Source organism: Tsukamurella asaccharolytica, from assembly GCF_007858435.1.
Taxonomy (GTDB): Bacteria; Actinomycetota; Actinomycetes; order Mycobacteriales; family Mycobacteriaceae; genus Tsukamurella; species Tsukamurella asaccharolytica.
Map to the genome: position 1 here is coordinate 80,685 of NZ_VIGW01000004.1, position 20,962 is coordinate 101,646.

Annotated in this window: 20 protein-coding genes; 11 read left to right on the forward strand and 9 right to left on the reverse strand. The window is 70.9% G+C overall.

Annotated elements, in window-relative coordinates; genetic code table 11:
- Positions 1-12 precede the first annotated feature (12 nt).
- The 3 genes from FK529_RS09505 to FK529_RS09515 are packed head-to-tail and all read left to right on the forward strand — an operon-like array spanning position 13 to position 3,340.
- Positions 13-975: a class I SAM-dependent methyltransferase gene (locus tag FK529_RS09505; RefSeq protein ID WP_146560750.1), complete on the forward strand. Its 963-nt coding sequence runs from the start codon at positions 13-15 to the stop codon at positions 973-975.
- A 14-nt stretch (positions 976-989) separates the two neighbouring features.
- Entirely contained in the window at positions 990-2,144 is a 1,155-nt protein-coding gene (locus FK529_RS09510; RefSeq protein WP_146560751.1) for a class I SAM-dependent methyltransferase, read from the forward strand.
- A 35-nt stretch (positions 2,145-2,179) separates the two neighbouring features.
- A complete protein-coding gene (locus tag FK529_RS09515; protein WP_146560752.1) occupies positions 2,180-3,340 on the forward strand; it encodes a pyridoxal phosphate-dependent aminotransferase in 1,161 nt (386 codons plus the stop codon).
- A 1-nt stretch (position 3,341) separates the two neighbouring features.
- Here the strand turns inward: FK529_RS09515 and FK529_RS09520 are convergent, their stop codons facing one another.
- Positions 3,342-4,292 (reverse strand): alpha/beta hydrolase, encoded by a 951-nt coding sequence (locus FK529_RS09520; RefSeq protein WP_146560753.1) that lies wholly within the window; start codon positions 4,290-4,292, stop codon positions 3,342-3,344.
- A 97-nt stretch (positions 4,293-4,389) separates the two neighbouring features.
- On the opposite strand from FK529_RS09520, the gene FK529_RS09525 reads away from it, so the two are divergent.
- Positions 4,390-4,944: a TetR/AcrR family transcriptional regulator gene (locus tag FK529_RS09525; RefSeq protein WP_146560754.1), complete on the forward strand. Its 555-nt coding sequence runs from the start codon at positions 4,390-4,392 to the stop codon at positions 4,942-4,944.
- Between the two features lie 45 nt (positions 4,945-4,989).
- Here the strand turns inward: FK529_RS09525 and map are convergent, their stop codons facing one another.
- Both map and FK529_RS09535 read right to left on the reverse strand, forming a co-directional pair.
- The gene (gene map, locus FK529_RS09530; protein WP_146560755.1) at positions 4,990-5,757 is read right to left on the reverse strand and encodes a type I methionyl aminopeptidase; all 768 of its coding nucleotides are present in this window, start codon (positions 5,755-5,757) and stop codon (positions 4,990-4,992) included.
- Positions 5,758-5,778: 21 nt separating this feature from the next.
- Positions 5,779-7,140: a PQQ-binding-like beta-propeller repeat protein gene (locus tag FK529_RS09535; RefSeq protein ID WP_146560756.1), complete on the reverse strand. Its 1,362-nt coding sequence runs from the start codon at positions 7,138-7,140 to the stop codon at positions 5,779-5,781.
- Between the two features lie 98 nt (positions 7,141-7,238).
- Here FK529_RS09535 and FK529_RS09540 point away from each other — a divergent pair, with 98 nt between their 5' ends.
- The gene (locus FK529_RS09540; RefSeq protein WP_146560757.1) at positions 7,239-7,991 is read left to right on the forward strand and encodes an acyltransferase; all 753 of its coding nucleotides are present in this window, start codon (positions 7,239-7,241) and stop codon (positions 7,989-7,991) included.
- Positions 7,992-8,039: 48 nt separating this feature from the next.
- Here the strand turns inward: FK529_RS09540 and FK529_RS09545 are convergent, their stop codons facing one another.
- The 4 genes from FK529_RS09545 to FK529_RS09560 form a co-directional block, all read right to left on the reverse strand.
- Positions 8,040-8,567, reverse strand: coding sequence for a GNAT family N-acetyltransferase (locus FK529_RS09545; protein WP_146560758.1), 528 nt, complete (start codon positions 8,565-8,567; stop codon positions 8,040-8,042).
- A 110-nt stretch (positions 8,568-8,677) separates the two neighbouring features.
- Positions 8,678-9,985, reverse strand: coding sequence for a glycosyltransferase family 4 protein (locus FK529_RS09550; RefSeq protein ID WP_146560759.1), 1,308 nt, complete (start codon positions 9,983-9,985; stop codon positions 8,678-8,680).
- A 1-nt stretch (position 9,986) separates the two neighbouring features.
- Complete coding sequence (locus tag FK529_RS09555) at positions 9,987-11,489, reverse strand: 1,4-alpha-glucan branching protein domain-containing protein (protein ID WP_146561032.1); 1,503 nt, start codon at positions 11,487-11,489, stop codon at positions 9,987-9,989.
- A gap of 20 nt (positions 11,490-11,509) precedes the next feature.
- Positions 11,510-12,250, reverse strand: coding sequence for a class I SAM-dependent methyltransferase (locus FK529_RS09560; protein WP_146560760.1), 741 nt, complete (start codon positions 12,248-12,250; stop codon positions 11,510-11,512).
- 205 nt (positions 12,251-12,455) lie between these two features.
- Between FK529_RS09560 and FK529_RS09565 the strand changes: the two genes are divergently transcribed.
- The 4 genes from FK529_RS09565 (at position 12,456) to FK529_RS09580 (ending at position 16,515) form a co-directional block, all read left to right on the forward strand.
- The gene (locus FK529_RS09565; protein ID WP_146560761.1) at positions 12,456-13,235 is read left to right on the forward strand and encodes an electron transfer flavoprotein subunit beta/FixA family protein; all 780 of its coding nucleotides are present in this window, start codon (positions 12,456-12,458) and stop codon (positions 13,233-13,235) included.
- A 36-nt stretch (positions 13,236-13,271) separates the two neighbouring features.
- The gene (locus FK529_RS09570; RefSeq protein WP_146560762.1) at positions 13,272-14,228 is read left to right on the forward strand and encodes an electron transfer flavoprotein subunit alpha/FixB family protein; all 957 of its coding nucleotides are present in this window, start codon (positions 13,272-13,274) and stop codon (positions 14,226-14,228) included.
- A gap of 155 nt (positions 14,229-14,383) precedes the next feature.
- Positions 14,384-15,838 carry a catalase gene (locus FK529_RS09575; RefSeq protein ID WP_146560763.1) on the forward strand — a complete coding sequence of 485 codons (1,455 nt, stop codon included), beginning with the start codon at positions 14,384-14,386 and terminating at the stop codon, positions 15,836-15,838.
- A gap of 35 nt (positions 15,839-15,873) precedes the next feature.
- Complete coding sequence (locus FK529_RS09580; protein ID WP_146560764.1) at positions 15,874-16,515, forward strand: response regulator; 642 nt, start codon at positions 15,874-15,876, stop codon at positions 16,513-16,515.
- Between the two features lies 1 nt (position 16,516).
- On the opposite strand, the gene FK529_RS09585 is transcribed toward FK529_RS09580, so the two are convergent.
- Positions 16,517-17,632: a sensor histidine kinase gene (locus tag FK529_RS09585; RefSeq protein WP_146560765.1), complete on the reverse strand. Its 1,116-nt coding sequence runs from the start codon at positions 17,630-17,632 to the stop codon at positions 16,517-16,519.
- Positions 17,633-17,892: 260 nt separating this feature from the next.
- Here FK529_RS09585 and FK529_RS09590 point away from each other — a divergent pair, with 260 nt between their 5' ends.
- Both FK529_RS09590 and FK529_RS20715 read left to right on the forward strand, forming a co-directional pair.
- Complete coding sequence (locus tag FK529_RS09590; RefSeq protein WP_146560766.1) at positions 17,893-19,092, forward strand: DUF418 domain-containing protein; 1,200 nt, start codon at positions 17,893-17,895, stop codon at positions 19,090-19,092.
- An 81-nt stretch (positions 19,093-19,173) separates the two neighbouring features.
- Entirely contained in the window at positions 19,174-19,479 is a 306-nt protein-coding gene (locus FK529_RS20715; protein ID WP_146560767.1) for an HXXEE domain-containing protein, read from the forward strand.
- Between the two features lie 27 nt (positions 19,480-19,506).
- Here FK529_RS20715 and FK529_RS09600 read toward each other — a convergent pair whose 3' ends face one another.
- Positions 19,507-20,820 carry an oxygenase MpaB family protein gene (locus FK529_RS09600; RefSeq protein WP_146560768.1) on the reverse strand — a complete coding sequence of 438 codons (1,314 nt, stop codon included), beginning with the start codon at positions 20,818-20,820 and terminating at the stop codon, positions 19,507-19,509.
- Positions 20,821-20,962 lie beyond the last annotated feature (142 nt).

A 20,962-nucleotide genomic window follows, 5' to 3' on the forward strand; every position in this document is an offset into this window, starting at 1 on the left:
CGAAAGGCCTTCATGACCGACCAGCAGCCGGCCCCCAACCCGCACGCCACGGCGGACGAGGTTGAGGCCGCATTCTCCGATACGAAGCTCGCCCAGGTGCTCTACCACGACTGGGAGGCCGAGACGTACGACGAGAAGTGGCACATCAGCTTCGACGAGCGGTGCATCGACTACGCCCGCGAGCGCTTCGAGGCCGCCACTGGCGGAGAGAACGAGAAGCCCTACGGCCGCGCCCTGGAGCTGGGCTGCGGCACCGGCTTCTTCCTGCTCAACCTGATGTCGGCGGGGGTCGCGGAAACCGGCTCGGTCACCGACCTCTCGCCCGGCATGGTGAAGGTCGCGCTGCGCAACGGCGAGGCCCTCGGCCACACCGTCGACGGCCGGGTCGCGGACGCGGAGACCATCCCGTACGAGGACGACACGTTCGACCTGGTCGTCGGTCACGCCGTGCTGCACCACATTCCCGACGTGGAGCAGTCGCTGCGCGAGGTGCTGCGCGTGCTCAAGCCGGGCGGCCGGTTCGTCTTCGCGGGCGAGCCCACCACGATCGGCGACTTCTACGCCCGATGGTTGGGCCGGATCACGTGGGGCATCACCACCAATGCCACGAAGCTGCCCTTCCTCGCGGACTGGCGTCGACCGCAGGCCGAACTCGACGAGTCCTCGCGCGCCGCGGCGCTCGAGGCCGTCGTCGACATCCACACCTTCGACCCGGACGCGATGGAGGCCATGGCGGCCCGCGCCGGCGCCGTCGAGGTGAAGGCCACCACCGACGAGTTCACCGCAGCCTTCCTCGGCTGGCCGGTGCGCACGTTCGAGGCGGCCGTGCCGCCCGAGAAGCTCGGCTTCGGCTGGGCCGGGTTCGCCTTCGGCGGGTGGAAGAAGCTCTCTGCGCTCGACGAGGCCGTGATGCGCCGTGTCGTGCCGCGCAAGTTCTTCTACAACCTGGCCATCACGGGCACCAAGCCCGAATAGTCCGGGTACGCGGGTTGGACGGGGCTGATCTCGCCTACCTCCGCACCGCCGACGGCGCTGCCGCCGTCGCCGTGGCGGACCGGCTCGCGCTGGCCGACGACACCCTGCTCGCGGACGTCGGGGTCGTGCGCGGCATCGCCGGGCGGCACGCGGGGGCCGTCATCGAGCAGGTGCGGGCCCGCCGCCGGGCGCACGTGAAGCTCGGTGACGTCGACGGCTGGCTGCTCACCGACGAGGCCGTGCAGCAGGCGACGCCGACGGCGGTCGCGGAGCACCGCGCGCGCCGGCTCGCGTGGCTGTCCGTGCACGATGTGACGTGTTCCATCGGCGCGGAACTCCGTGCGCTGGTGCAGGTCTGCCCGCGGGTCGTCGGCAGCGACCTGGACCCGGTGCGCGCCCGGATGGCGGCGCACAACGTGCCGCGCGCGCTCGTGTACGTGGCCGACGCGCTGACCCCCACCTCCTCCGCCGACGTCGTCATCGCCGACCCGGCGCGCCGGGCGGACGGGCGGCGCATCGTCGATCCCGAGCAGTGCTCGCCCGCGCTCTCGGCCCTGCACGCGGCGTACGCGGGGCGCTCCCTCGCGGTGAAGACCGCGCCCGGCATCGACCACGCCGGCCTGCGCCGTACGGGCTTCGGCGGCGAGGTCGAGATCGTCTCGCTCGACGGCGGCGTCCGCGAGGCGTGCCTGTGGTCCGGTCCCGTCGCCGTCCCGGGCCTCACCCGGGCGACGGTGCTGCGCGGCTCCGGCCGGGGCGGCTACGAGGTCTTCTCCACGGATCCGCACGAGGTGGAGCCGGAACCCGCGGGGAAGTACCTCGTCGAGCCCGACGGTGCCGTCATCCGCGCCGGGCTCGTGCGGCACTACGCCGCGCGACACGGGCTGTGGCAGCTCGATCCGCACATCGCATATCTCAGCGGCGACGCGGTTCCCGCGGGCGAGCGGGGCTTCGAGATCCTCGAGGAGATGCGGTACTCGGAGAAGGGACTGCGGGCGGAACTGCGGGCGCGCGACGTCGGCGCCGTCGAGATCCTCACCCGCGGCGCCGGCGTGGACCCCGACGCGCTGCGCAAGCGCCTCAGGCTCCAGGGGTCACAGTCGATGACGGTGGTGATCACGAGGATCGGCCGCCAGGTGATGGCCTATCTGACTTGCCCGACGCGGTGATCAGGCGGACTCGCGTTCTCGCCCCGGGTGACACGATGGACGGCATGCAGGAGTCGCGCCGGTCCGATGTCGAGATGTTCCACGTCATGGACGTGCTGGCCGCGGCGGCGCGGCGCAGGGAGACTCACGGTGATGTGATCTCGCTGGCGGCGGGCCAGCCGCGTGCGGGAGCGCCGAAGCCCGTTCTCGCCGCCGCGCACGCGGCGCTGGAGGCCGGGCCGCTCGGCTACACCGAGTCGATGGGCATCGCGCCGCTGCGTGCGGCGATCGCGGCGCACTACGGGCGCGCCTACGGCCTGGACGTCTCGCCGGAGGCGGTGGCCGTCACCACCGGCTCGTCGGGCGCGTTCACCCTCGTGTTCCTCGCCGCCTTCGACGCGGGCGACACCGTCGTCCTGGCCAGGCCCGGCTACCCCGCCTATCGAAACACCCTGACGGCGCTGGGCTGCGAGGTCGTCGAGCTCGACTGCGGCGCGGAGACCCGGTTCCAGCCGACCGTCGCGATGCTGGACTCGCTCGACGCGCCGCCCCGGGGGCTCATCGTCGCGAGCCCGGCCAACCCGACCGGGACGATCCTGGCACCGTCGGAGCTCGCGGCCCTGGCGCGCTGGTGCGAGGCGCACGGCACGTTGCTCATCTCCGACGAGATCTACCACGGTGTGAGCTACGGCCGGCCCACGTCCTGCGCGTGGGAGAGCTCCCGCGAGCAGGTCGTGATGGGTTCGGTGTCGAAGTACTTCGCCATGACCGGCTGGCGGCTCGGCTGGATGCTGCTGCCCGAGTACCTGAGGCGGCCCGTCGAGCGGCTCACCGCGAACATGACCATCTGCCCGCCGGCCATCAGTCAGTACGCGGCGGTCGCGGCCTTTTCCGACGAGGCGCGGGCCGAGCTGGACGCGCACGTCGCGGGATACGCGCGCAACCGCGAGATCGTGCTCGCCGGGCTGCGGGGGCTCGGCGTCACGGAGGTCGCGCCGCCCGACGGCGCCTTCTACGCCTACGCCGACGTCGGCCACCTCACCGACGACTCCCTGGCCTGGTGCGCACGGGTCCTCGACGAGACCGGGGTGGCGATCACCCCGGGCCTGGATTTCGACACGGCCCGGGGTGGTCGGTTCATCCGCCTCAGCTTCGCGGGCGCGACCGCGGAGATCGAGGAGGCGCTGCTGCGGCTGGAGCCGGTGTTCCGGCGCTGACTCAGGCGAGGGCGCGGCGCAGGGCGCTGATCGCGATCTCGAAACCGGCCTGGGCGCCGTGGGTCTCGCGCAGGGCGTTGAGCATCATGAAGTCGTGGATGACCCCGCCGATGCGCACGGCCGTCACGTCGTTGCCGGCCTCGCGGAGTTTGGCGGCGTAGGCCTCGCCGCCGTCGCGCAGGACGTCCGCTTCGGCGGTGATGACGGTGGCGGGCGGCAGGTCCCGCAGCTGCTCGACGGTCGCGTTCAGCGGCGAGGCGAAGATCTCGGCACGCTGCGCCTCGTCGGTCGTGTACTGGTCCCAGAACCACTGCATGGCGTCGCGGCGCAGGAAGTAGCCCTCGGCGAACTCGTGGTACGAGGCGGTCTCGAAGTTCGCGTCCACCACCGGGTACAGCAGGACCTGGCCGGCCAGTTGCACGTCGCCGCGGGCCTTGGCCTGCAGCGCGAGCACGGCGGCCATGTCGCCGCCGACCGAGTCGCCGGAGACGGCGATCCGGGTACCGTCGAGGTTCTTCTCGGCACCGGAGTTCACGATCCACTGGGCCACGGCGTAGTTCTGCTCGATGGCGGTCGGGTACCGCGCCTCGGGGGAGAGGTCGTACTCGGGGAAGACGACGGCCGCGCCGGTGCCGACGGCGAACTCGCGGACCAGGCGATCGTGCGTGTGGGCGTTGCCGAAGACCCAGCCCGCGCCGTGGACGTAGAGGATGACGGGCAGCACGCCGGTCGCGCCCCGGGGGCGGACGATGCGAGTGCGGACCTCGCCGGTGGGACCGCCGGACACGGTGATCCACTCCTCGTCGACCTCGGGGAAGGCGACGCCCTCGCCGGACTGCACCTCGTCGACCGTCTTGCGGCCCTCGACCGGGCCGAGGTCGAACAGGTACGGCGGGTTGGCGGTGGCGTCGGAGAAGGCCTGGGCGGCGGGCTCGAGGACGGTCTTGCTCATGATCTGCTCCCTAGGTCGGCAATGCGGAGAACGTTCGTTCTCCTGCTGGGTGCTATCGTATGGGAACGATCGTTCTCGCGTCAAGAGGTAGTCGAAGATGGATGCAGATCAACAGCGCACCGCCGTACTGGAAGCCGCGGAGAATCTCTTCTACGGCAAAGGGATCCAGGCCGTGGGTATGGACGAGATCCGCGCCGCCGCCGGCGTCTCGCTCAAGGCGATCTACAAGCTCTTCCCGTCGAAGGACGCCCTCGTCGCCGAGGTCTTGGCGATCCGCGACCGTCGGTGGACCGAGGGGCTGCACAAGTACGTCGACCGGGCGGAGGCGCCGGAGGCGAAGGTGCTCGCGGTCTTCGACTGGCTCGACGAGATGTTCACCGAGAACGACTTCCGCGGCTGCTCCTTCATCAACAGCTACGGCGAACTGGGGGCCACGTCCTCGACCGTGGCCGATGCGGCGGTGCACAACAAGGCCTGCTACCAGGACGAGCTCTCCGCGCTGGTCGCCGATGCCGGCCTGCCCGAGCGGGTCGCGATCCAGATCGGCCTGCTGACCGAGGGGGCGCTCACCACCGCCGCCATCCTCGGGCCCGACGGCGTGGTCGACGGCGCGCGCGAGGCCGCTCGGGTGCTCATCGGCGCGCAGCGCTGACGTTGCACGCGCGCCGCGACCGGGATCGCGCCGCCGCCGGAGGCGCTACGCCGGCGCGGTGAGGACGAACGGGCCGTCCTCCGTGATGGCGACGGTGTGCTCGCTGTGCGCGGCGCGGGAGCCGTCGGCCGAGCGCAGCGTCCAGCCGTCGGCGTCGAAGACGATCTTGTCCGTGGTCGCGCAGAACCACGGTTCCAGGGCGAGGGTCGTGCCGGTCTGCAGGAGCATCCCCTTGCGGGCCTTGCCGGCGTTCGGCACGTGCGGGTCCTCGTGCATCGTCCGGCCCAGGCCGTGCCCGCCGAACTGCGTGTTGACCGGGTAGCCGTACTTCTTCGCGACCTCGCCGATCGCGGCCGAGACCGTGCCGAGCCTGGTGCCCGGGCGCATGTGGTCGATCGCGGCGTCGAGTGCGTCGCGCGTGGCCTGAATGAGGCGCGTGTCCTCGTCGCGCGCGGTGCCCACGCTCACGCTGCGGGCGGCGTCCGCGACCCAGCCGTCGATCGACACCGCGATGTCCACGGTGAGCAGGTCCCCGTCCTCGAAGACGTATTCGCGCGGCTTTCCGTGCAGGCAGGCGTCGTTGACGGCGAGGCAGGTCACGTTGCGGAACGGGCCGCTCCCGAAGGACGGCGCATAGTCCCAGTAGCAGGAGACGGCGCCGCGGTCCTCGATCATCGTCCGTGCGCGGTACTCGAGCTCCATCAGATTCATCCCGGGCTCGGCCATGCCGGTGAGCTCCTCGAGCAACTCGGCGATGAAGATGCCGGTGGTCCGCATCTTCGCGATCTCGGAGGGGGTCTTGAGCTCCATCATCGTCGGCGTGCTCCCGTTCTACTACTTGGCGACGCTGTCGCCGGTGCGGCGGCCGGAGGTGAACGCGAAAACCGTCCCGTCGTTCCCGACGGTGACCAGCTCGCCGTCGGGGCCGATCGAGACGCCCGAGGTGGAGGTGACCGAGTCCGGCAGGTCGAACGTGCGCAAGGTGGTGCCGGTGTCCGTACGGAATTCGATGAGCTGCGTCTGCACCGCAGCCCAGGACCGCCCCACGGCGTAGCCGACGCCGCCGCGGATCTGCGTAGCGGGGGAGACGAACGCGACGTCGGTGCGCCTGAAGGCCTCGCGCACGCTCGAGCCCTCGTCCTTGAGCGCGACGAAGGGGGCGCGGTGCAGCCCCGGCGCGGCGGGGATGACGGTCCCGTCGGGCGAGACCGACGGGGGCAGCGTGCTCTGGTATCCCAGATCGTGCGTCCACTTGGTGGCGCCGGTCTTCGCGTCCAGCGCGGCGAGCTTCTGGCCCCGCAGGTTCACGTACAGCGTCGAGCGGTCCGACGACAGCGCGGGCGAGCCGATCGCCCCGTCGGGCAGGTCGGCGCGCTCCCAGGCGTAGCGCAGGTCGTGCCGGTCGCCGCCGTTCTTGTCGTAGTCGATGGCCATCACCTTCGACGGTCCGCGTCCGCCCCGCTGATCCGGCCCGCTCGCTCCGCTCCCGGCGCCGACCACGACGAAGGCGCGCTCGGCCTGCGTGTCGACGGCCGGCGGCCCGGAGACAGGGCAGCCCGGGCCGTTCGTCGCGCAGTCCTGAAGACCGGCGCCGTTCGCGTTCGCGGAGACCTGCGGGAACAGCCCGATCGCGGCGCCCGCCGCATCGCCGGCGTGGGTGTCGACGAGGACCACCTGACCGAGGTGAGTCACGGCGAGCACAGTGTTGTCGCCGGCGAGCTTGATCCAGAGCGGCGTGCCGGCGGTGGGATACCGCCAGCGCACCTGATTGTCGGCGTTGAAGCTGTACAGCCAGCCCGGGACGCCGAGGTAGGTGTACTCGAACTGGTCGACGAGGGGGGCCTGCAGGTCCGCCCCGGCGGCGTCGCGGCGGCAGTAGGTCTTGCGGCCCACTGTCAGTTCGAGGTTGAACGTGCTGCAGCCGGTCCCGGTGCGCGCCGTCACCGAGACGATGCCGCGGTTGGAGATCGCCGGCTGTACCGTGTTCGGTCCGACGAGGCCGCGGGTCCAGGCGGGTACCAGCGAGGCCGCGGCGTCCTTCTCGGCGTAGGAACTGTTGCGGGAGTCGCCGTACATTCCGGGCCAGGCCGCCGAGTCGTCCGCGTACCCCCAGGTGGTGTCGGGCGTGCACGAGACGAGCACTGCGGCGGCGACCACCGTCGCGCCCAGCGTGAGCGCGCGCCTACCCAACCGCATGTGTCTCCCTCGACTCTCGACTGCGATGATCGCCCCACAGACTAGCGCGGCCCCGGTACCGGACCGGCGCGGCGCACCCGCCGGATAGGCTCCCCTGCATGACGAGCATGTGGAACGCTCCGTACCGATCGCGGTGGCGGCACGCGCGGCAGGCCGATCAGCAGGCGCGATTCCTGACGCCCGCGTCGCTGCGCTGGGTCCTCAAGAACAAGGCGTACACGCCCTGGTACCTGGTGCGGTACGCCCGCCTTCTGAAGTTCCGCCTGGCGAACCCGCACATCGTGCTCAAGGGGATGGTCTTCCTCGGCAAGAACGTCGAGATCCACGCGACGCCCGGCCTCGGCCGCATGGAGATCGGCCGCTGGGTGCACATCGGCGATTCGAACAAGATCCGCTGCCACGAGGGCTCGCTGCGGATCGGCGACAAGTCCGTCTTCGGCCGCGACAACGTCGTGAACTGCTACCTCGACATCGAGTTCGGCCCCGCGTCGCTCGTCGCGGACTGGTGCTACATCTGCGACTTCGACCACAAGATGGACGACATCCACATCCCCATCAAGGATCAGGGCATCGTGAAGGGCCCGGTCCGCATCGGCGGCGACACCTGGGTCGGCACCAAGGTCACCGTCACTCGCAACACCCTCATCGGGCACGGCACCGTCCTCGGCGCGCACGCCGTCGTGCGCGGGGAGATCCCGCCGTACTCGATCGCGGTCGGCTCGCCCGCGAAGGTGGTCAAGAACCGCAAGGACATGTGGGAGGCGAACATCGCCGAGCGCGCCGAGCTCGAGCGCGCGCTCGCCGACATCGAGCGGAAGAAGGCCGACGCCCGCGGGCTCCCCGCCGAGTGATCGACGCGCTGCGCTCACCGGCGATTCGACTCGGTCAGTCGGTCGCATCTACAGCACGTAGAACGGGCGGGCGTAGTGGAACTCGCCCCGCACCTCCGGGGTGTACGCGCCGAGCGTGCGCACCATGAAGGAGTCGCCCGACCACTCCGCGACGTCGGGCACGATGCCGACCTCGGAGCCGGGGGCGAAGCCGAAGCGCGGGTAGTAGTCCTTGTGCCCGAGTAGTGCGACCAGACGTTCGCCGAGGGCGTCGGCGGCGCCGAGCGCCGCGAGGATCAGGGCCGAGCCGGTGCCCCGCCCCTGCGCCTCGGAGCGCACGCCGAGCGGCCCCGCCGCGAGGACCGGCGTCGTGCCGACAGCGGCGCGGGTGAGGCACACATGGCCGATCACGCCGCCGTCGTCGTCCTCCGCGACGAAGGACAGCTCGTCGATCCACGCCCCGCTGAGCCGCAGCGCCTCGACGAGCACGACCTCGATCGGCTCGGCCCGGCCGGGCGGCGTGATGGGGGCGAACGCGCTGCGGTGCACCCCGGCGACCGCGGCGCGATCCTCCGGCATCTCGTTCCGGATCAGCACGTCCGGCTCTCCTCGCGCTCGTGGAGAGGAGTGTCGATCGGGCGTACGGTCATGAACCGAAGGTGCCACAGAATTCGCGATAATGCATAATTCCCAGGTCAGTCGACCCGCTACACCGGGTTGGTCGGGTCCCTCTCGGGCAACGGCCGCTCGTCGATCACCCGGCGGCCGAGAGGGGTGCGCGGGCGGCGCTTCGCTGCGAGGTAGACCTGCGTGGTCTCGCGGGCGACGGCCTCCCAGGTCAGGTCCTCGACCTCGGTGCGCGCGGCGCGGGCCCACCGGTTCGACGCGGCCGGATCATCGAGCACGGCGCGGATCGCGGCGGTGAGACCGGGGACGTCGGCGGGCTCGACCGACAGCCCCGTCTCCCCGGTGCGGATGAAGTCCGCCAGGCCCCCGGCGGTGGTCGCGATGACCGGGATGCCGGTCGCGGCGCCCTCGAGCGCGACGATGCCGAAGGGCTCGTACCGCGACGGGATCACCAGCGCGTCGGCCGAGTGCAACTGCGCGACCAGCTCTTCGTGGTCGAGCGCGCCCGTGAACTCGACGGCCCGCAGCACCCGGTGCTCCCGCGCGACCTCGCGCAGCCACCCGGCCTGCGTGCCGTCGCCGGCCACCGTCAACGTCGTCCCGGGGTGCGTGCGCCGGACCCGTGCGAGCGCGGCGACGAGGTCCTGCACGCCCTTCTCGTACTCCAGCCGGCCGACGTACAGCAGGCGGGGTGCGCCCCGTCGGGCGGCCGTGCGGGACCGATCCCGGTACGGCCAGGCGGTGGCATCGATGCCGTTCGCGATGGTGTGCAGCTGCGCGAGTCCGGGCCCGAACAGGCGGTTCACCTCGTCGGACATCGACCGGGAGCAGGTGATCACCGCGTCGGCCTCGTTGGCGAGCCACCACTCGGTCGAGTGCACCTGCCGGTTCACCGGCCCGGAGACCCACCCGCTGTGCCGGCCCGCCTCGGTGGCGTGGATGGTCGCGACGAGGGGCGCGTCGAAGGCCTCCGCGAGCCCGACGGCGGCGTGCGCGGCCAGCCAGTCGTGGGCGTGCACCACGTCGGGCACCCAGGGCCGGCCGACGGTGCCGGCGCCGTGCAGCGCGTCCTCGCCGGCGGTGGGGTTGTACCCCGCGAGCCTCAGGCCCGCGCGGAGCATGGAGTGCCCCATGGACAGCACCCACGGCATCATGTCGGCGCCGAAGTCGAGCGCGAGGGGGTCCTCGGCGGCCATGATGACCCGGATCCCGTCGGCAACGAGATCCGATGTGGGGTGGCTGCGCGGGTCCGTGCCGGTGGGCTGGCGCGAGACGACGACGACCTCGTGGCCCTGGTCCCGCAGTTGCAGCGCGAGGTGGTGGACGTGCCGGCCGAGACCGCCGACCACGACGGGCGGGTACTCCCAGGAGACGAGCAGAACGCGCATGTCAGGACCCTCCCAGCGGCGCCGGGAGGCGCCGGGCGTCGAGGCCGGGGAACGGATCGTCCGCGCGTCGCCAGGTGCGGGCCAGGGCGACGGCGCGGGCCTCGTCGCCGCGCTCGGCGGCCTCGGCGATCTCCCGCAGGGCGTGCGCGTGCTTGTACGCGCGGTCGCGGGCGTACGCGGCGGCGGTGTCCTTGGAGACCATGAACGGCCAGTCGGACTGCAGGCACAGCAGCGCCTCCTGCAGCACCTGGTCGCTGACCACGTCGCGCGTGAGGCCGGCCCGCTTGTCCAGGACCCGCAGCACCGTCGTCGTGATCTCCTCGTTGAGCTCGACGAACTCCCGCACCAGCGGGCCGTCCCAGACGTGCCAGTCCTTACCCGAGCCCCACGAACTGGCGGGGATCTCGCGGGCCTCGCCGACATACCCCGCCTCGGCGGCGGAGCGCAGCGTGCCCACGCGCACCCCGGCCTCGGGGAGGGCGCGCAGGACGCGCTCGAGCCAGATCGGGCCCTCGTACCACCAGTGGCCGAAGAGCTCCGTGTCGAAGGCCGCGACCACGAGGGCGTCGCGGCCGATCCGCGCGCTCTCCGACCGCACCCGCGCGACCACGGTGTCCACGAAGTCGGCGACGTGCTTGTCGATCGCGGCCTCGGCCCGCGCGGGGTCGTACGGGGCCTTCTCGGCCTCGGCGACCTTCTTGCCCGTCACCCGGCTGGGCTTGAGGCCCGTGGCGTGGTCGTGGGCGTAGAAGTCGCGGTAGGCCGCGTGCCCGGGGTAGCCGGATTTGGGCGACCACACGCGGTAGCTCACGGGCAGGTCGCGGCCGAAGGCGAGCACCGTCGAGTCCCCGACGGGGCGGGCGAGGGCCGTGTCGCCCCCGAGCGTGGGCCCGTCGACCATGAAGTGCGTGACCCCGGCGGCCTCGTACCCCGCCTCCATGCCCGGCTTGTACGCGCACTCCGGCGCCCAGATCCCGGTCCGGGCGGGGGAACCGAGCCGGGCCGTGCCGTACGCCAGGCCCTCGCGCAGCGCGAGCTCGCGCAGCCGCGGGTGGAGCAGGGGCTGGAAGGGGTGCGCGAGCGGGCCGCCGAGCAGTTCGACGGTGCCGGCGTCCGCGAGCCGGCGCAGCACGGGGCTGCCGCCGTGGCGCCAGCGCGTCTCGAACGAGGCGAGCGCGTGCGCCGCGTTGCGGTGCTCGCGCGCGCCGAGCTCGGCCGCGGCGGGGCGGCCCGAGAGCGCGGCCTCGTGGGCGCGGAGTTGCCAGTTGCCGAGGTAGTGGTGCATGGCCTCGAGGCAGTACGGATCGTCGAGCTGCGAGGCCAGCACAGGCGTCACGCCGAGCGTCAGCTGATCGGTGCGGCCCTCGGCGGCGAGCCGGTCGAGCATTTCCGTGACGGGCAGGTACGAGGCCGCCCACGACTGGTACAGCCACTCCTCGCCGACGGGCCACGCGCCGTGGTGGGCGAGCCACGGCAGGTGGGAGTGCAGGACGAAGGCGATCATCCCGGGCTCGCGCCTGGCGGTCACGGCTTCCTCGCGTAGAAGAACAGGTCGAGGCTGTCCGGGGCGTCGGCGCGCAGGTCGAAGTCCTGCGCGGCGACGGCGGCCACGTCGTTCGACAGTTCTTCGGGCCACGGCTCACCGGCCAGCGAGCGCTCGATCTGCGCATCGATGAAGCTGCCGCCGTGGCGGCGATCCAGCTCCGCCAGGCGCGCGCCGTGGTAGACGCCGAGCTTCTCGGTGACCTCCAGTCCGGCGCCCTCGAGTAGCTCGACGAGCTCGGCCGAGTTCAGCTCGCGGGTGTGGAAGGGGTTGAGCGGGGTGTCGCGGCCGGGGGAGAAGGTGACGCGGTTCGGCGTCGAGATCGCGAGCTCGCCGCCGGGCCGCAGGATGCGGGCCACCTCGCGCAGGAACTGCGGCTGGTCCCACAGGTGCTCGATCACCTGGAAGTTCACGACCGCGTCCACGGAGCCGTCCTCGAGGGGCAACTCGGCCAGGTTGCCGTGCAGCATGGTCACCGCCGGGTACGCGGAGCGGACGTGCGCGACGGCCGACTCGTCGTAGTCGAGTGCCGTCACCCGCGCGCCGCCGTCGGCCAACATGGCGGCGCCGTAGCCCTCGCCGCTGCCGGCCTCGAAGACCGACTTCCCGGCGTATCGCGGGGCGATCGCGACGTAGGCGATCTCGTGCCGGCGGAACCAATAGTTCTCCTCGGGGATACCGGGGACGGTTCGCTCGCCGGTCAGGGGCAGCGGGTCACACATTCTTCTCAGCCTAGTCGGTGCGGGGTGGGCCATCCCACATGGACAGTTACCGTCCGGTAACTTACTCTGGCGTTAAACAGTGTGGTGAGGCGGTGCTACGTTCTACTCGCAGAACCTGCGGCGGGGACGTTCATCCGTACCTCGCGGCAGTGTGAGAATGTGGCTTACGAGTATCCCGATCATCGATGGAGGTCGACGAAGACCAATGACGAACGTAGTCGTACTGATCAAGCAGGCTCCCGATCCCGGGTCCGAGCGCAAGCTCTCCGATGACTTCACGGTCGACAGGTCGATCGACCCGTGGCTCGAGGAGATCAACGAGCGCGCCGTCGAGGCCGCGCTCCAGATCAAGGAGGCCCACGGCGGCGAGGTCACCGTTCTGACCGTCGGCCCCGCGAGCGCCACCGATGCGATCCGCAAGGCGCTGTCCATGGGCGCTGACAAGGCCGTCCACGTCCAGGACGACGCGATGCACGGCTCCGACGCGATTCAGACCTCCTGGGTCCTCGCCCGCGCGCTGGGCACCATCGAGGGCGTTGAGCTCGTCATCGCAGGTAACGAGGCCACCGATGGTCGCGTCGGTGCCGTCCCGGCCATCCTCGCCGAGTACCTGGGCCTGCCGCAGCTGACCCACATGCGCACGCTCGTCATCGACGGAGACTCGCTCAAGGGCGAGCGCGAGACCGACGAGGGCGTCTTCGAGCTCGAGGCCTCGCTTCCCGCCATCGTGTCGGTGAACGAGAAGATCAACGAGCCGCGCTTCCCCTCCTTCAAGGGCATCATGGCTGCGAAGAAGAAGGAGATCACCGTGCTCTCCCTCGCGGAGATCGGCGTGGAGCTCGACGAGGTCGGCGGCGCCAACGCTGCCACTTCCGTCACGGCTGTCACGCCGAAGCCGCCGAAGGAGGCGGGCGAGAAGGTCGTGGACGAGGGCGACGGCGGCACCAAGGTGGCGCAGTTCCTCATCGGCCAGAAGATCATCTAAGTCCCCTCGAATCCACTCCTAAGGAGAGAAGCCGTTATGGCAGACGTACTCGTCCTCGTCGAGCAGGTCGACGGGAATCTGAAGAAGGTCACGGCTGAGCTGCTGACCGCCGCCAAGGCGCTGGGTGAGCCCGCCGCCGTCGTCGTGGGCGCCCCCGGCACCACCGACGCCATCGCCGAGCAGCTCAAGGCCGCAGGCGCCGCCAAGATCTACCGCGCGGAGTCGGCCGACGCCGACACCCACCTGGTGACCCCGAAGGTCGGCGTTCTCGCCGAGCTCGCCGAGAGCCAGGGTGCCGCCGCGATCCTCACCGCCGCCACGTTCGAGGGCAAGGAGGTGGCCGGCCGCGTCGCCGCGCGCCTCGGCTCCGGGCTGATCGCCGACGCGATCGCCTTCGGCCCCGGTGGGACCGCGACCCACTCGATCTTCGGTGGCGCGTTCACCGTCGAGGCCACCGCCGGTGGCGACACCCCTGTCGCGTCGCTGCGTCCCGGTGCCATCGAGGCCGACGGCGTCGCCGGCGCGGGTGAGATCGTCGACGTCGCGGTCCCGGCCGAGGCCGAGAACGCGGTGAAGGTCATCTCGAAGCAGCCGATCCAGGGCGGCAACCGCCCGGAGCTCACCGAGGCGTCCATCGTCGTCTCCGGTGGCCGCGGCGTGGGCTCGGCGGAGAAGTTCTCGGTCGTCGAGGAACTCGCCGACTCGCTGGGTGCCGCCGTCGGCGCCTCGCGCGCCGCCGTCGACTCGGGCTACTACCCGGGCCAGTTCCAGGTCGGCCAGACCGGCAAGACGGTCTCGCCGCAGCTGTACATCGCCCTGGGCATCTCGGGCGCGATCCAGCACCGCGCCGGCATGCAGACCTCGAAGACCATCGTGGCCGTCAACAAGGACGAAGAGGCCCCGATCTTCGAGATCGCCGACTACGGGATCGTCGGCGACCTCTTCGACGTCGCCCCGCAGCTCACTGAGGCCGTCAAGTCGCACAAGGGCTGAGCGCAACTCCTCTCTGAACGAGCCCCGTCCGGTTTCTCCGGGCGGGGCTCGCTCGCGTTCGCTACGGTGGGAAGTGGACCGCGATTCCCTCCGTCGTCAGCCCGGCGGAGGTGAACAGCCCTGGATGCCAATCAGATACGCGGAGGAGAACAATCATGTCCGAGAACGCGAACTTCACCACGACCGACTCCGGCGCCCCGGCGGGCAGCGACGAGCACTCGTTGACCGTGGGCGCCGGGGGTCCCGTAGTCCTGCATGATCACCACCTGATCGAACAGATGGCGCAGTTCAACCGGGAGCGGATCGCCGAGCGACAGCCGCACGCGAAGGGCAGCGGCGCCTTCGGCACGTTCGAGACGACGGCGGATGTCTCGGCGTTCACGTGCGCGGAAGTGTTCGCGCCCGGAGCGAAAACGGAGATGATGGCGCGGTTCTCGACGGTCGCGGGCGAGCGGGGCAGCCCCGACACGTGGCGCGATCCGCGCGGCTTCGCGCTGAAGTTCTACACCCCGGCCGGCGTGTACGACATGGTCGGTAACAACACGCCCGTGTTCTTCATCAAGGACCCGATGAAGTTCCAGCACTTCATCCGCTCGCAGAAGCGCCGCGCCGACAACAATCTGCGGGACCACGACATGCAGTGGGACTTCTGGACGCTCTCGCCCGAGTCCGCGCACCAGGTCACGTGGTTGATGGGCGACCGGGGTATCCCGAGGTCGTGGCGCCACATGAACGGCTACAGCTCGCACACGTACCTGTGGGTCAACGCCGAAGGGGTGAAGCACTGGGTCAAGTACCACTTCATCTCCGACCAGGGCGTCGAGACGCTCACCCAGGACGAGGCGGACCGGCTGGCGGGCGCGGACGGCGATTTCCACGTGCGGGACCTGTTCGACGCCATCGCCGGCGGAGAGCACCCGAGCTGGACACTCAAGGTCCAGCTGATGCCGTTCGACGAGGCGGCCGACTACCGGTTCAACCCGTTCGACCTGACGAAGGTGTGGCCGCACGCCGACTACCCGCTGCGCGAGGTCGGCCGGATGACGTTGCACACCAACCCGACCGACAACCACGCGCAGATCGAGCAGGCGGCGTTCGAGCCCAACAACCTGGTCCCCGGTATCGGGCTGAGCCCGGACCGGATGCTGCTCGGCCGCGTCTTCGCCTACGCCGATGCGCACCGCGCCCGGCTCGGCGCCAACTACAAGCAGATCCCGGTGAACCGGCCCCGCAACGAGGTGCGCAGCTACTCCAAGGACGGCGCCATGCGCATCGATCCCGTGCGGGACCCGGTGTACGCACCGAACTCGAAGGGCGGCCCGGCGGCGGACTACCCCGGACAGCCGGAGCCGCAATGGGCGGCCGACGGCGAGATCGTGCGGGCGGCGTACGTCGCGCACCGCGAGGACGACGACTTCTCGCAGGCGGGCACCCTGGTCCGTGAGGTGATGGACGACGCCCAGCGCGACCGGCTGGTCTCCAACGTCTCCGGGCATCTGCTCGACGGGGTGAGCGAGCCCGTCCTGGCGCGGGCCTTCGACTACTGGCGCGCCGTCGATCCGCAGATCGGGGAGCGGATCGAGCGGGCGGTCCGCGAAGGGCAGGGCTGACACCGTCGGGCCGCTCCGCGTCTAGGATCGGCTGGGTGAGCAGTGTCTTGATCGTCGACGACCAGCGGTTGATCCGTGACGGCCTGAAGATGCTGCTCAGTGCGGCCCCCGACTTCACCGTGGCCGGCGAGGCCACGAACGGCGACGAGGCGGCGCGTGCGTACCGCGAGCTCGCGCCCGACGTCGTGCTCATGGACCTGCGGATGCCCGGAGTCGACGGGGTTCGCGGCATCGAGCAGATCATCGCCGCGGATCCGGCCGCCCGCATCGTCGTGCTCACCACGTTCGACGACGACGAACACATGTATCCCGCCCTCGCGGCCGGCGCCGTCGGCTTCCTGGTCAAAGACATCGCTCCCGACGCGCTGCTGGACAATTTGCGCCGCGCACTCGACGGGGAGGTACCGATGTCACCAGGGCCGGCGCGCCGGGTCCTGGGCGACGCCGTCCGCGCCCGGACGGCGTCGCCCGCCCCGTCGGTGCGGGAACCCGCGGTGCCGCTCACCGAACGGGAGAACGACGTCCTCACCCTCGTCGCCGAGGGGCTGAGCAATGCGGCGATCGCGGGCCGGTTGCACGTCGCGGAGTCCACCGTGAAGGCGCACGTCGCGAACCTTCGGCAGAAGACCGGCGCCGGTTCCCGGGTCGAGTTGGCGCGGTTCGCTTTCCGCGACTGAGCTACGTGTGCCGAGTCGGTACCGACAGCGCAACGACCCACCGGTCGCCCTGCGGTCCGGCTGCGATGCGTCCACCCGCGAGCTCGGCGCGCTCAGCCATTCCAGTGAGGCCGTAGCCGTGTCCTCGCGAGGCGTGTGCGGGGAGCGGGCTGGACACCCGTGCCTCCCAGGCCCCGTCGCCGCGCACCACGTCCACGCTGACCGCGGCGCCCCGGGGCGCGTGCTTCATCACGTTGGTGAGTGCCTCCTGGATCACCCGTACGAGAGTCAGCGCGTCGATCGCCGCCGGCGGTGCGTCGCCCAGGTCGATCCGCGCGTCCACCGCGAAGCCGGCGTCGGTGGTCCGTGCCACCGCGCGCCGGATCTCGCTCTCGGCGTCGTCGATCGTCCGGTTCTGCACCGGTTCCCGCTCACGCAAGGCGGCAAGGAGGCGTCGGATGTCAGCGAGGGAGTCCGTCGCCGTCTCATGGATGTCCGACAGGACCTCGTCGAGACCGGGATCGATGCCCGCGTAGACGGTGCGGGCCACCCCCACGCGGAGCGAGATGGCCGACATGTGGTGCGCCATCAGGTCGTGCAATTCCCGCGCCAGGGCGGCGCGTTCGTCCCGCCGCGCGTGCAATGCCTCGCGTTCCAGCTCGCGCCGTTCGCGCTCGGCCAGAGCGAACCGCTCGCGCATGTACAGCCCACCGACGACCGGTAACCCGACGAAGCTGATCGTCTCGGCGAGCACACGGATCAGGGTGTGCTGTTCGCTGTCGAGCACCGATCCTGTGATGTAGCACGCCGCCCACACGACGGTCGCCGCGACGACCTGCCACCGCGGACGCTGTGAGGCAGCCAGTTCGGCGAGGGCGAGCGCCGCGAGGTAGGGGACGAGCCCGGCCGGCCCCCACGCCTCCACCGTGAGCAACCATCCGCACAGCACCGACAGCGCGAGCGACACCGTGAACGGGGCGCGACTGCCGAGGGCGAAGAGCAGCGCGGCGAGCATCGATCCGGCGATGTAGCCGGGGGAGGCGTGAAAGCGCCCGGGATACACGCTGACGGCGAGCAGAACGGGCACCACCACGAGGGGAGCGACGCGCACTCCGACGGTCCAGCTGGTGCGAGACATGGCAGCACCGTACGGCACCGGCGGGCTCGACGACACCCGTGAGCCGGACGCATAGCTGCCCGATGACTTGGTGTCAACCCCCTCCCGGCTAATCCCGATCGCCGTTTCCCGATCCCAAGGGCGGAGTTCTCACGCCCCCCAGCGGACGAAGGTTGAGGACATGATCACCCGACATCGCCGCGCGCCGGCGGCCACTGACGCAAACCCGTACCTCGACCGTTCCCCGAGCGGGCGCCGGAGCCCGCAGGAAGTGACCCATCATGACCACTAGTACGACCACTGCCGCCGGCGCGCCGGACACCGACGTCGCCGAGCGACCGACGGTCCGGCGCACGCCCGCGGCGCGGGTGATCGGCCTCGATGTCGCCCGCGCGCTCGCCGTCATCGGCATGTTCTACGCACACGTCGGCCGCAAGCAGGAGTTCGTCCTTCTTGATCCGTCCACCTGGGACGGCATCGTCGTCGGACGATCCTCCGCCCTGTTCGTCCTGCTCTCCGGCCTGGGGCTCGGGCTGATGACCCGTGGCCGCACGGGTGAGGGGCTGGCCGCGCGACGCCGGGAGATCGTCTACCGCGGCGTCTTCCTGTTCTTCGTCGGCGGCGTGCTCGTCACTCTCGGCGTGCACATTTCGATCATTCTCGCGACCTACGCCGTGCTCTTCTGGCTCGCACTCCCGCTGGTCGGCCTGAGCGACCGTGCGCTGTTGTGGACCGCGGTCACCGGTGTGCTGTTCGGGCCGGTGGTGAACGCCGCCGCAGTAGCGCTGATCACCCGGTTCGGAGATCCCGAGGCCGAGTTCGCGAAGCTGATCGCTACCGGCAACTATCCGGTCCTGGTCTGGATCTTCTACCTCGCCGCCGGTATCGCGGTGGGACGGCTCGCGCTCGACCGTCGCGCAACCGCCGTGCGATTGCTCGGTCTCGGCGCGACGATGCTGCTGGCGTATCCGACGGCGTGGGTCCTCTCGTCCGCGACCGGAACCGTGTTCGACGGTTTCGGCGGTGTGATCACCGCAGGTGGGATGCCCGCCCCGGAGGAGTCCGAAAGCAATGCCTGGGGCTGGGTATGGAGTGATGCCTACCGATTCGTCGGCGCGCAGCCGCACTCCGGTACGCAACTCGAGATCATCGGCAACATCGGCTTCGCGCTCGTCCTCATCGGTGCCTGCCTCCTCGTCGGGCGGGCCGCCCCGCGGCTGCTGGCCCCGATGGCGCGAGTCGGCCGGATGTCGCTGACGCTGTACTGCCTGCATATCGTGGCGGTGTTCGTGCTGCTGCAGACGGTGCAGGACTCGCAGCAAGAGGCGTGGCTGGTGACGGACTGGCGCGGCACGGCGATGTGGCTCGCCTTCACAGTCGGCGCGTTCGTCTTCGCAACGCTGTGGTTCCGTCGTCGCACGACGGGGCCGCTGGAGGAGGTCATGCGGCGCCTTCCGGGTCTGCTCGAGCCCCGGTCCTGACGGAGCCGACGGGTCGGGGCCCAGGATCCGAACCGTTCCAGCTCCTACTCCGGCGCACCGGCCGTCAGCGACGATCAGTCGCTGACGGCCGGTGCCGTCGGTGCGTCACGACAGGTTCACGCGACACTGCTCGCCTACGGCCTGCACGGCTTCTCGCACCTCGCGCTGGCGGCGGGTTCAGGCGGCTACGCGCCCGGCGTCGTGACGACGCCGATCACTGTGCTGCCCTTCTGGTGGTGGGCGTCGGGGCGTCTTGCGCGGGCCGGCGTGCGTCGGCCCGTTGCGGGCCTGCTGCCGGGCGCGGCCGCGATGTTCGTCGGAGGGGTCGCCGGGTCCTACGGTGTCGCCGCGCTGGTGCGGCATCGCGTGCGTGACAGCGCGTCCTGAGCGTCGCGCGGAATCCGCCGGTACCGGTCAGGTCCTCGCGTAGTCGGCACCGTCGGTTACGAATTCGGGGTGCCCGTAGGTGGCGAGGCGGCGGCGGATGAGCCTCGTCAGGTACAGGTCGACGCCGTCGCGCACGATCGGGGTCCTCACCCCGATCTCGGCGGCGATCGTGCGACCGCCGATGAACGGCGCGGTGATGGCGACGAGCGCGACGTCGACGGGGGTGAAGTCCACGCCCATCCGTGCGGCCTTCGACGGTCGGCCGTCGCAGAAGGCCACTGCGAACGAGGTTTTGCTCCAGGCCTTCTCGACCCGGCTCGCCACCTCGTCGAAGGGGCTGCGGTCCGGTCGCAGGTAGGCCTCCATGGACGATCGGACGAGGGCGCCGCAGGTCTCGTCGTCGAAATCGTCGCGGAGCAGCGCCGCCCGGCCGTTGAAGACCTGGATGATGCCCTTCGGGGTGGTCGGCAGTAGTTCCTCGGGAAGGCCGAGCAGGAAGCAGCGGTAGCGGTTGAACTCGACGATCGCGCGCTCATGGGCGTCGAAGTCCCGCTTCTCCTTCCGCGCGCGGATCGCGAGGAGGTAGCTGCCGACGGTGCCGGCCGGCATCTGGTCGACCTGGGGGATGGGGATGCCGTAGACGTCCCGGTCCCAGGCGTCGGACCGGGCCAGGGCGTGGAACCGCACCGTCGAGTGCATCAGGCGCACCATCGCCGCGGCCTCGAAGCCCTCGCGGCGGCGCTCCAACGCCCCCGGCAGAGTCGTCACGGCGAAGAAGTGCGCGGTCTCGTTGATCCGTCGCGCGGCGCGTTTACCGGAGAGCGCTCCGGTCAGCGCCATCGGCAGGGCGGCGTAGGTGTTGAGGAAGGTCGCGAGGAACACCCCGCGGGTGATGAACGGCGAGGTCAGTGCCGACCCGACCCGTGCGAGCCGGGCGCCTTCCTCGACGAGCTCCATATTGATCCACGCGGGGATCTCCTCCATCGCGGCGAGGAAGGCGCGCAGCTCGTCCGGGGCGTCCGGCACGGCGTCGATACCGTCGCGGCAGGCCCGGCGCAGCATCGCCACCAGAGTCTTCGTGCCGAAGCGCGGCTCAAGGGCGGCGTAGGGATCGGCCACGACATCGCCGAGGAGCGTCGTGGTCGCGATCAATTCGACGATGCGCTCGTCCTCGAGGGTCACCGCCCGGCGACCTTCCCGCGGGCGCAGGGTGGATTCGACGCCGGGGTCCGCGGTGTGTCGGTACGGTGTGCGATCGAAATCGACGTCGCCGTACAGCTCGGGCAGCAGATCGGCCTGCGATCGCACGCGCTCGGCGAGGAGTGGGTAGTGCTGAGCCATGGACACTCCTGACCTTCATCCCGCGTCTACGAACGATGGCAGGGTGCACGTCGAACTGTCAAGGGAGCTGCGCGAACTGCTAAGAGCACCAGCGCAGTTCGACGACTTCGCGGTCGTCGTTGCTGCGCCCATCGACCCCGAC